This is a genomic window from Alcanivorax sp. HI0083, from assembly GCF_001635175.1.
In genome coordinates this window covers 1-10493 of sequence record NZ_LWFX01001084.1, presented here as the reverse complement: position 1 = coordinate 10493, position 10493 = coordinate 1, and the positions used below count along the sequence as shown (strand labels likewise).

Sequence of the window (10493 nt, the reverse complement as noted above, 5' to 3'; positions counted from 1 at the left end):
GCTCGCTTTCACTGATGCCGATCCCGGTATCTTCCACTGATACAGTCAGGCGCGACGTCTCTTCATCCCAGTTAACTCGCACATGCACCTGCCCCTGCTCGGTGAATTTCACCGCATTGCCAATCAAATTGACCAGTATCTGGCGCAAGCGAAACGCATCACCACTGACCGTCGGCGGCATGTCTGCCAGGTAATCAATACGCAAGGCAATGTCTTTTTCAATAGCACGCAACTGCAGGCTGTCGATGATTTCATCGAACAGTACCCTTACAGAGAACAGCCGTTGCTCCGGGTGCAATTGACCTGCCTCAATCCGTGACAGATCAAGCACATCATTAATCAGCGCCAGCAACGCATCCCCGTTGTGCTGGATGATGGTCAGATAACGCCGCTTGTCTGCCGCCCCGAGCGAGCCATCGCGCAATAATTCGGTGTAACCGAGAATGGCCGTCATTGGCGTGCGGATTTCATGGCTGATATTGGCCAGAAACTGGCTTTTGGTCTGGCTGGCATCTTCGGCCTGCATCCTCGCTTCCGCCAACTGGATCTGGGCATGGTGAATGCTGTCCACCATGGCATTGAAGTCTTCCGCCAGTGCACCAATTTCATCGCTTCCCAGTACTGGCACACGCTGATCCAGAGCACCGCCGCGGGCAATCGAACGCACCGCGTTATGCACCAAATTCAAACGCCCAAACAGCATGGGTTGAATGCGGCAATTAATCACGAACACGGTAATCGCGGTCAGCACCACCATAATCAGCGCCACCAACAAGACTGCATAGAGCATGCTCTGGTAACCGTCATGGGGAATTTCGACAATCACCTCCAACGGCGTCTCCCCAAGGAAATCCGGAATAGGGAAACGTCCCTGTAACTGCCCCCCCTCCACCTCGCCCAGGCCGCGACTCACCGGACCATCACCCTGGGCTTCCTGCACGAACAAGGCACGCCCTACCCGCTCGGACAGGTAACTCAACCAGCCACTGTCCAACCACACGCCCAACAGATAGGCCTGGCAACCATTTTCCACCGCAGTACTAAACAGCAATGGCCTGCCGTCTACCTTCACCACCCCCCAAATAGGCATACAACCTTGTTCGGTGAAACGCCGCGCCAGGGTCTCGAACACCGGCGAATCCACTCCCGGCTCCCCGTTATCCCAGCGAATGACATCGTTATCCAGCGCCATCATCAGGTCCAGGTGACCAACGCCCCCCTGATTCACCGGTGCCTGCTCAGGCTGCTGGCTCCAGTCCTGCGCCCGTACCCGCAACACCGACAGCTGATCCAGGAAAGCGGCTTCCACCTTGCCCAGCTCACGTTCCGCATTGCGCTCCGCGAGGGTATCCACCAACGACAGATTCACCCAATACAGGGCCACCGTTGCCAGCGCCACACAGATAGCCGCAGAAACCACCAGCAACCAGCGAATACGAACTCTCAGCGACATTGCCCACTCCCTCAAGACTAACCGCAGACACTAGGGTCTGTTCACACTCATTCCGTGGTCCCTGCTGGCGTCATTTTTTTGTCCAGATGTTCCAACCGATACGCAGTGTAGTTGTTCTACATAAGTAAAGGTTGGGACTGCTGGGCGGAAAAAGGGCCCAGCCCTTCGGGTTGAGGCCCAAAATGCGCCACTCGTTGTTGCTCGTCGCTCATTTGGAGACACCAAACATCTCTCCTCGCGCCTGGATTGGCGCATTTTGGGCCGCAACAGGGAGCATGGAATGAGTGTGAACAGACCCTAGCACATCGCCGCACCGCCACAACGCTTGTCCACTCCAGCGGTGCCGTTCTCCGTATGGCCGTCAGGGGGCTCGCAGCACCTGACTCGCAGCTTGTGGAGAACACAGGATGAAAAACCCCGGCAGCCCCCGTATCATAGGCCACCCATTTTTTGGAAAAACGACGCCGTTCCCATGAGTGACACTCCCCGCAAGATACTGGTCACCAGTGCCCTTCCCTATGCCAATGGCCCCATTCACCTGGGTCATTTGCTGGAATACATCCAGACCGACATCTGGGTTCGCTTCCAGAAACTCCGTGGCCAGCAGTGTACCTATGTCTGCGCTGACGATGCCCATGGCACCGCCATCATGCTCAAGGCCGAGGAAAACGGCGTCACTCCGGAACAGCAGATTGCCCAGGTGAAGGCGGACCACGAGCGGGACTTCGCCGATTTCCAGGTGAACTTCGACAACTATTACAGCACCCACAGCGCCGAGAACCGGGCGCTGTCGGAAATGGTTTTCCAGCGCAACAAGGATGCCGGCTACATCCTGGAAAAGACCATTACCCAGCTGTACGACCCGCAGAAAGGCATGTTCCTCGCCGATCGCTTCGTCAAGGGCACCTGCCCCAAGTGCAAGAGCGAAGACCAGTACGGCGACAACTGCGAAGTCTGTGGCGCAACCTATACGCCGGCAGAGTTGATCGATCCCTACTCCTCGGTCAGCGGCGCCACGCCGGTGGAAAAAGAAACCACCCAGCTGTTCTTCGACCTGCCCAAGTTCGAGCCTCTGCTGCGCGAGTGGACCCGCTCCGGCGCCCTGCAGGAACAAGTGGCCAACAAACTGCAGGAATGGATCGAAGACCTGCAGCCCTGGGATATCTCCCGTGAAGCCCCCTACTTCGGCTTCGAGATCCCCGGCTACCCGGGCAAATATTTCTACGTGTGGCTGGATGCACCCATCGGCTACATGGCCAGCTTCCAGAACTACTGTGATCGCGAAGGCCTGAACTTCGACGATTACTGGGGCAAGGACTCCACCGCCGAGCTGTACCATTTCATCGGCAAGGACATCATCAACTTCCATGGCCTGTTCTGGCCCGCCATGCTGGACGGTGCCGGGTTGCGTAAACCCACCGCCATCTACAGCCACGGCTTTGTCACCGTGAACGGCGCCAAGATGTCCAAGTCCCGCGGCACCTTCATCAAGGCCCGCACCTACCTGGATCACCTGAGCCCGGAGTATCTGCGCTACTACTTCGCCGCCAAACTCTCCAGCCGGGTGGATGATTTCGACCTGAACCTGGAAGACTTCGCCCAGCGAGTGAACTCGGATCTGGTCGGCAAGCTGGTCAACATCGCCAGCCGCACCGGCAACTTCGTGAAAAAATTCGGCGGTACGCTCAGTACCGATCTGGACAACATGCTGCTGGTACGCGAAGTCCAGGAAGCTGGCCCACGCATCGCCGACTTCTACGAGAAACGCGAATTCGGCAAGGCCATGCGTGAAATCATGGCACTGGCCGATCACGCCAACGGCTACATCGCCGACAAGGCGCCCTGGAGCCTGGCCAAGGAAGAAGGAAAAGAACAGGAAGTGCTGGCCATCTGCAGCACCGCCATCAACGTGTTCCGTCTGCTGGTGATCTACCTGAAACCGGTCTTGCCGGCTTTGGCCGAGCGTGCAGAAGCCTTCATGCAGGTGGAGCCACTTACCTGGGCCGACGCAGGCCAGTTGCTGCTGGGCCATGAAATCGCCAAGTTCAAACCCCTGCTCAACCGTATCGACATGACGCAGGTGGAAGCCATGCTGGCGGATTCCAAGGACAGTACGCCGGCACAGGTTGCCGACAAGCCCAAAAAAGCAGACGCGAAAAAAGCGGATGCCGACGACGAAACCATCAGCATTGATGATTTTCTCAAGGTGAAACTGCGCGTGGCCCGTGTAGCCAAGGCGGCTCACGTGGAAGGCGCCGACAAGCTGCTGCAGCTGACACTGGACGTGGGCGAGCTGGGCGAGCGCAACGTCTTCGCCGGCATCAAATCGCGTTACGCACCGCAAGAGCTGGAAGGCAAACTGGTCGTCCTGGTCGCCAACCTGGCACCGCGCAAGATGAAGTTCGGCGTCTCCGAAGGCATGGTACTGGCCGCCGGCCCCGGCGGGGATGACATTCACATCCTCAGCCCGGACAGTGGCGCCGAACCGGGCATGGAAGTGCGCTAGGGTGAAAGCTCGGCGCCGGATGCCTGACGCAGAGGCGCCTTCATTCTACTGTGGGAAGCGATGCTTGCATCGCGAATAATCAGGTGGTGCTGAGCACGCCTCTTGGTCATGCAAGCATGACTTCCCACCCCCCTCTCATCTGGCCGAGCGTCTACAAGTGTGAGTGAGCAGGTTGAATTCACCCAAGGGCACAGAGAGCCTGAAAGGCGGAATCCGACATCCTGCTTAGCATCAATTCAACGTCGCCAAGTGTTCCCGCAGCGCCGCCTCATCTTCGATCGTGATGCGCCCGTAGCCCAGCGTGATCAGCCCCTGCGCCTCAAACGCCTTGAGCGTCCGGTGCACGCCCTGACGAGTCATCCCCATCATGTTGGCAATATGTTCACGGGTCAGACGCACCGTCACCGGCCCACCCTCCGGCTTGCCGCCGCGTTGCATTTGCGACAGGAACAACAAGCGCTGCCCTATCCGTGCCTGGGTGCCGCGCAGCGCGTCTTCCTCGATCATGGAGATGGCGGACCACAGCCGCTGGCTGATCAGATCCAGCACCACCGGGTAGCTTTGCGGGTAACGTTGCAGTAGCTCACGGAAAAACGGGCCCGGCACTTCCACCAGCACCGCTGCCTCATGGGCCGTGGCGCCATAGACCCGCCCGGTACCGGGGGAAAACACCGCATCGCCAAACCAGGTACCGCTGTCAAAAATGATCAGTACCGCTTCCTGCCCCTGGGCATTCACCGAACTGATCCGCACCAGGCCCTCGGCAATCACACACAGGTTGGACTGGGGTTCGCCCTTCTCATAAATCGGCTGGTTGGCCTGAAACGAACGCACCCGGGCGTGCCGCGCCGCTTCATGCAGGGCAGCATCGGGAAATCCGGCCAGTAAGGGGCAGTGCCGCAGCACCGTGTAGGCATCCGTCATGGAGCAATTGTAAACCAGTTGACAGTTTTCTCCCTAACCCCGGGCCTACACTCAAGGGATTGGAAAATCGATTACCTTAAATAAGGGTCCCTGACCCCAATAAGACCCACACAACGGGAGAGCGCTACATGAACAGCCAGGTCAATATTAACCCAGCTACCGTCCCCTCCAGGAAAGGCAGCGTCAGCGCCGAAGAATGGCAGCTGCGCGTGGATCTCGCCGCCGCCTACCGGCTCATCGCCCTGCACGGCTGGGATGATCTTATCTTTACCCACCTGTCCGCCCGCATCCCCGGCGACGAGCATCATTTCCTGATCAACCCCTACGGCATGATGTTCGACGAGATCACCGCCTCCAGCCTGGTGCGCGTGGATCAGGAAGGTAACAAGCTCGACGACAGCGATTACGACATCAACCCGGCCGGGTTCACCATCCACAGTGCTATCCACGCCGTGCGCGACGATGCCGCCTGTGTCATGCACACCCACACCACCGCCGGCGTCGCCGTCTCCGCCCAGCAGGAAGGTTTACTGGCCCTGTCGCAACAAAGCCTGTTTCCGCTGGCCAGCCTGGCCTATCACGACTACGAAGGCGTGGCCCTGCGCGATGACGAAAAAGCGCGCCTGCAAGCCGACCTGGGCGACGCCAACTTTATGATCCTGCGTAACCATGGCCTGCTCACCGTGGGCAGCACCATCGCCGACACCTTCCTGGGCATGTTTATCCTCCAGCGCGCCTGCGAAATCCAGCTGCAAGCCCTGTCCGGCAACCGCCCGCTGACGCCGATCCCGGACGGCATCGTCGACACCATCAAGCAACAGGCGGCACAGGTGACCAAGGGCATGGGCGGCAACCTGGCCTGGCCCGGCCTGCTGCGCAAGTTGGACCGCAACAACCCCGGCTACGCGGAATAAGGAGCGCACCATGAATGGCATGACCGCACCCCGCGCCCAGTTCACCCACATGAAGGACGGCACCGGCGAGGACTGGCAGATCATCGCCAAGTCCTTCGGCGACTTCAGCAAGGGCCTGTCCGATCGCATCATCACGCACCTGCGCCTGCTGGAAGGTGACTTCGGTGGTTTCAAGATCGACCGTTTTCAGCACTGCCTGCAAACCGCCACCCTGGCCCACCGTGACGGCAAGGATGACGAGTATGTGGTCTGTGCCCTGCTGCACGACATCGGCGACACCCTGGGCACCTTCAACCACGCCGACGTGGCCGCCGTGCTGCTGGAACCGTTCGTTAGCGATGCCAACCACTGGATGGTGAAACACCACGCCATCTTCCAGGGTTACTATTTCTTCCATTACCTGGGCATGGATCGCGACATGCGCGAGAACTTCAAGGATCACCCTCACTATCGGCAGACCCTGGAGTTCGTCAGCAAATACGATTCCCCCGCCTTCGATCCGGACGGAGAAATCCTGCCGCTGGATTACTTCGAACCCATGCTGCGCAAGGTCTTCGCCGAACCGCGCAAATCTCTCTACAAGGAAGCCATGGCGGAACAAGGCTAGTCGCATCATCCCCAGGTGGCCCTCTTCCGTCATCGGGAGAGGGCCTCACCGCCCGAATAAACACTATCGCCACTACCGTCTCCCCAAGAAAAACAGACCCCTCCCCTGTGTTTCCCCTGCGTTCATTTCTCTCTGTCCATTCAGGCCAAAAACCAACAAGTTCTCACGATTGTGCTTTCCTGCCATTGTCACCGACAAACCGTAAACCCAATGTATACATACATTAAATGCCGTTTTTTTAGAGGTTAGTGATGGCACAGTCACTGGATGCACTTTGGGAAAAAGTACGCGCGCAGAAAACCCGCATTCCTTCCCTGTATGGCGATATTGATTTTGATGTCACCCCGGAACGTTTTACCGACGACATCAACACCCGCAGCGCCCTGCCCGAGAAGTTTTCCCGCAAATACCGCGCCGGCATTCTTGCCGACAAGGAAAAAGTGGAACGCGCCCGGGCCTACACCCTGCTCGGCGATACCGTCTCCGATGCCTATGCCGCGCTAATGCCGGAATACGGCTTTCGCAACCTGATCACTATGCTCAAGAAAGCCTGCGATGAAGGCCTGGAAGCCGTGGATAATGCTCCCCAGGAGCTGATTGATTTCATCACCGCCATGGAAACCACCCCGGACTGGGTGGACATGGAGCTGGTCCGCGAAGGCGCGCGCCTCAGTCGTAACCAGATGGTGAACCTGGCCCCCTACGTGATTCGTGGCGCCTTCGTCGCCACCTTCATGAACAAATACTCCGGCCTGCCCATGGCCATTACCGGCACCCTGGCCAACGACTCGGTGAACCAGCGCATCAACGAAACCGCCAGCTTCTTCACCACCGCCACCCTGCCCGGCGCACTGGAACGCTTTGGCCCCGGCTTCAAGGCCGCCGCCATGGTCCGCCTGATGCACTCCATGGTGCGCTTCAACATCATCAAGCGTGCCACCACCGACAAGGGTGGCCCCTGGGACCCGGCCGTCTATGGCATTCCCATCCCCCAGGTAGACCAGATGCCCGCCGGCACCATGCCCGCCTACCTAACCGCCTTCAAGGCGCTGCGCAAAGGGCGTAAACATTTCACCGCCAACGAGCGTGCCATCGTCGAGCTGTCCCGCTATGAATGCTTCCTGCTGGGCCTGCCCGAAGAACTGCTGCCCGCCGAGGCACCGGACATCATCGACACCATGCTCACCTACTCCGGCACCCTGCGCGAAGGCTACGATGACGAGACCTGCGGCGAACTGACCCGCGCCACCATGTCGGTCTACCGCCCCAAGGACGAAAAGCTGATCAGCAAAGTGCACAACCGGGTGGAACGCAGCTTCTCCAAAGTCTTCTTTACCCAGGCATTCCTGGGCCGCAAAGACAAATCGAAAGCAAAAGAAATGGGCGTGGAGCCCCGCCTGATAGATTATGCCCTGTTCACCGTGGGCAACCTGTTCGTGGTGCCACGCCTGATCGCCTACCGAACGCTGCAGGATATCCCGGTGGCCAACAAGCTGGCGGACAAAATACTGGTGAAGAGAATCAAGGAACTATTGGTGGACTATGGCCACGCGGAATACACCACCGACGCCAATCAGTACGCCCCAACAACACAGGAAAGCAAACAGGAAACCGCCGCCTGAAGGCGGCGCAGGTGTCGGGTTACGGCTACGCCTAACCCGACCTACGAAGCACGGTTTTTGTAGGTCGAATTCACCCAAGGGCACAGAGAGCCTGAAAGGCGTAATCCGACAAGTACGTCACACCCCCAAATACTCCGCAATCAAAAACGCATCTCCGACGCCTTCCCGCTTACCAAAATAACTCACCGGGTCTCGCTGATCGTCGTCAATCGACCCTACCTCACAATCAATGTTGAATTGCTTGGCCAGGTCATTAAACAGATTCACCGGCTCCTTGAGCCCGATCTTTTTCTTCACCGGCAGGCTAATGCCAAGCACCCAGTCCTCACACTCCTCACTCTCACAGTCATCTATCAGCGTGGCCACTTCATTGGCATCCACATACGCCTGCAACGCAGCTTGCAGATCAACCAGGTTACGCTTGAGCTTCTTTTCCTGCTTTTCATCAAGGCGATCGCAGGCGACCAGAAGGTAGACGAGCATAGGCAGGGTCCGGGTTGGGATTTTGTGGCCACTGTACCACAACAAGGCGGGGTTTCATTCGCAGCGGCACAGCCAGCAACCCCACATCGCCGCACATTCAGGAAGGCCGAATTCACCCAAGGGCACAGAGAGCCTGAAAGGCCTAATCGACAAGGTTTATCACAAGCCGAAAGGTCAGGGAAAAACGGAGGCACGCTCAACATCTTGATTCCCGAAAGCCGAAGAGCCAATGGGAGCCCTGGCCCTATTGATTCTGGAAAATCAGGAGCGCAGCGAGTAATTTTCCGAGTGCAGCTACTTATTGGGAGACAACAGCACGGTGCAGGATGGAAATTTTTAAGCCGCGCCGAAAATATAACTCCGACTACTCCAGAAGCCTTTCCGGTGCATCCATGGCCTCGTGCAACACACGAACAACAAGCACTTCCGACTCAAGCAGTCGATAAAAAACAACGTGATGCTCGACCTGTAATTTGCTATACCCAGAAAAAACATGGTCGTAGTTCGCGCCAAGCGATGGATGATCAATCAGCCGTTTCATGCCGGCCTCAAGCCGATCCACGTAATTATCCGCCTGATCAACGCCCCATTCCTCACAGGCATACACCCAAATCCCAATAAAATCGGATTCCGCCCTCGGCGTGACGTTCAACGTAAGCACTAATCGGCAGCCTTAATCCGCTTACGGCCAGCCGCCTTGATAGCCGTTATATCCAACGGTTTCGGTTCCCCGCTGGACTCACCCTCAGCGAGGGCTTGCCTCAGCATGGCAAGACGTTCTTTGGTCTGTTGGTCCCTTCGGATGAGATCGCGGATGTACTCACTATCGTTGCCAAAGTGGCCGCTTTCAATCTGGGCTTTCACCCAGCCGTCTTGCTGTTCGGTCAGCGTGATGGTTTTCCGGTGCATGCTCATGGCTGGTGCTCCTAACATGGCAGAGGTATGACATTATCATACTCTTTCCTCGCGCCGAATCAATGCTCATCTTCTTGCCACCCAACGCCGCGCTTTGCGGCAAATTTGTAGCGCAGCGAAAAATTTGTCCGACAACAGCGCCTTGTTAACTTTCATAAACCACCATGTCCGCACCGAACGCTAAGCGAGACAGCTTAGCTGTTTTAGTTATAACGTTCTCGTCTTCGTCTAAGTACCTAGAGAGCTTGCCAAAACCCAAGCTGTCGTGTTTTTGAAATACGTACAGCATCTGATCATAAAGCTCTTCCCAATTGTCTTTATGAAACTGCCGATAACCATTCCGTTCTTTAAATATGGAAACGTAACGCTCTAATGCGTCAGTCTTAAAACTCATCCTGTGTTCGACCGGCTTTGGTTCTGAGCAGAAATAGACCTGCGACTCTGATTGATTGAAACAGATTGAATGCTCGTCATCATCTGGCAAATTGCCAATTTCTGTAGGCGCTACCCAAATCGAGTTTCTAGCTACAGAACGACTAAAATAATTGTTATGCATCTCTACATTTGTATGGAACTTAGGTGCCACATAGAAAACTGGATTCCCACAGCGTTCTAGATGGATAAGTAAATCGTGCTGTTTTGAATGTCTCAAGGCATGTAGATTGAAACGATAATACGAGCTTCCGAATACGTGATGGTACTTTGCATTTGAACGACCTAGATAATCAGAACGTTTGAATTGCAGAAAAAATGGCAGGCCTTGAATTTCTACCTGAACATCATAGCCGCCACCATCCCGTCCTTCCTCGATAAGCGTTGGAAAAGTGGGTACTGCCGTAAATCGGTAGTTTCTAGTTAGCTCCTCTACTACCGTATATCCGTACGTAAATTCTGAAAATTGTGGCTTCATGCCGATCCTACAAAGTTAACAGGTATTAGGAAGCCGGCTCGAATATCCAATGAACGCGCCGGCTTCATATCACATTTATAAAATTTGCATATTGTAAGATAAAAGCAGAAAAGTCAGTACGTTACAAACCAGCTTGTCAGGGCATGATTCGATATGTTG

10 protein-coding genes are annotated in these 10493 nt (G+C 56.4%); 4 read left to right on the top strand and 6 right to left on the bottom strand.

The genetic code is table 11. From position 1 onward, the window contains the following. Positions 1 to 1453 (bottom strand): HAMP domain-containing sensor histidine kinase (locus A3754_RS14470; RefSeq protein WP_063520263.1); only part of this gene is annotated, 1453 nt, incomplete at its 3' end. 472 nt (positions 1454 to 1925) lie between these two features. Between A3754_RS14470 and metG the strand changes: the two genes are divergently transcribed. After that, positions 1926 to 3959 (top strand): methionine--tRNA ligase, encoded by a 2034-nt coding sequence (metG, locus tag A3754_RS14465; protein ID WP_063520262.1) that lies wholly within the window; start codon positions 1926 to 1928, stop codon positions 3957 to 3959. A 231-nt stretch (positions 3960 to 4190) separates the two neighbouring features. On the opposite strand, the gene A3754_RS14460 is transcribed toward metG, so the two are convergent. Beyond that, positions 4191 to 4883, bottom strand: a complete 693-nt coding sequence (locus tag A3754_RS14460) for a Crp/Fnr family transcriptional regulator (protein WP_063520261.1) — start codon at positions 4881 to 4883, stop codon at positions 4191 to 4193. 128 nt (positions 4884 to 5011) lie between these two features. Here A3754_RS14460 and A3754_RS14455 point away from each other — a divergent pair, with 128 nt between their 5' ends. The 3 genes from A3754_RS14455 (at position 5012) to A3754_RS14445 (ending at position 8026) form a co-directional block, all read left to right on the top strand. Beyond that, positions 5012 to 5797: a class II aldolase/adducin family protein gene (locus A3754_RS14455; RefSeq protein WP_063520260.1), complete on the top strand. Its 786-nt coding sequence runs from the start codon at positions 5012 to 5014 to the stop codon at positions 5795 to 5797. A gap of 10 nt (positions 5798 to 5807) precedes the next feature. Further along, positions 5808 to 6404 (top strand): HD domain-containing protein, encoded by a 597-nt coding sequence (locus tag A3754_RS14450; RefSeq protein ID WP_063520259.1) that lies wholly within the window; start codon positions 5808 to 5810, stop codon positions 6402 to 6404. Between the two features lie 251 nt (positions 6405 to 6655). Then, a complete protein-coding gene (locus A3754_RS14445; protein ID WP_063520258.1) occupies positions 6656 to 8026 on the top strand; it encodes an oxygenase MpaB family protein in 1371 nt (456 codons plus the stop codon). A gap of 117 nt (positions 8027 to 8143) precedes the next feature. Here A3754_RS14445 and A3754_RS14440 read toward each other — a convergent pair whose 3' ends face one another. The 4 genes from A3754_RS14440 to A3754_RS26665 all read right to left on the bottom strand — a co-directional run bounded on the left by A3754_RS14440 (position 8144) and on the right by A3754_RS26665 (position 10334). Beyond that, the gene (locus A3754_RS14440) at positions 8144 to 8509 is read right to left on the bottom strand and encodes a hypothetical protein (protein ID WP_063520257.1); all 366 of its coding nucleotides are present in this window, start codon (positions 8507 to 8509) and stop codon (positions 8144 to 8146) included. 364 nt (positions 8510 to 8873) lie between these two features. After that, positions 8874 to 9170, bottom strand: a complete 297-nt coding sequence (locus A3754_RS14435) for a type II toxin-antitoxin system RelE/ParE family toxin (protein ID WP_063518823.1) — start codon at positions 9168 to 9170, stop codon at positions 8874 to 8876. Next, positions 9170 to 9424, bottom strand: coding sequence for a type II toxin-antitoxin system ParD family antitoxin (locus tag A3754_RS14430; protein WP_063518824.1), 255 nt, complete (start codon positions 9422 to 9424; stop codon positions 9170 to 9172). Before A3754_RS14430 ends, A3754_RS14435 begins: the two co-directional genes overlap by 1 nt. A gap of 145 nt (positions 9425 to 9569) precedes the next feature. Then, positions 9570 to 10334 carry a hypothetical protein gene (locus A3754_RS26665; RefSeq protein WP_156497002.1) on the bottom strand — a complete coding sequence of 255 codons (765 nt, stop codon included), beginning with the start codon at positions 10332 to 10334 and terminating at the stop codon, positions 9570 to 9572. Between the last annotated feature and the right edge of the window lie 159 nt (positions 10335 to 10493).

Bases quoted from the DNA above. Each gene is read 5' to 3' on its own strand.
- A3754_RS14440 (WP_063520257.1), bottom strand. From the start codon at position 8,509: ATGCTCGTCTACCTTCTGGTCGCCTGCGATCGCCTTGATGAAAAGCAG.
- metG (WP_063520262.1), top strand. From the start codon at position 1,926: ATGAGTGACACTCCCCGCAAGATACTGGTCACCAGTGCCCTTCCCTAT.
- A3754_RS14430 (WP_063518824.1), bottom strand. From the start codon at position 9,424: ATGAGCATGCACCGGAAAACCATCACGCTGACCGAACAGCAAGACGGC.
- A3754_RS14455 (WP_063520260.1), top strand. From the start codon at position 5,012: ATGAACAGCCAGGTCAATATTAACCCAGCTACCGTCCCCTCCAGGAAA.
- A3754_RS26665 (WP_156497002.1), bottom strand. From the start codon at position 10,334: ATGAAGCCACAATTTTCAGAATTTACGTACGGATATACGGTAGTAGAG.
- A3754_RS14445 (WP_063520258.1), top strand. From the start codon at position 6,656: ATGGCACAGTCACTGGATGCACTTTGGGAAAAAGTACGCGCGCAGAAA.
- A3754_RS14460 (WP_063520261.1), bottom strand. From the start codon at position 4,883: ATGACGGATGCCTACACGGTGCTGCGGCACTGCCCCTTACTGGCCGGA.
- A3754_RS14450 (WP_063520259.1), top strand. From the start codon at position 5,808: ATGAATGGCATGACCGCACCCCGCGCCCAGTTCACCCACATGAAGGAC.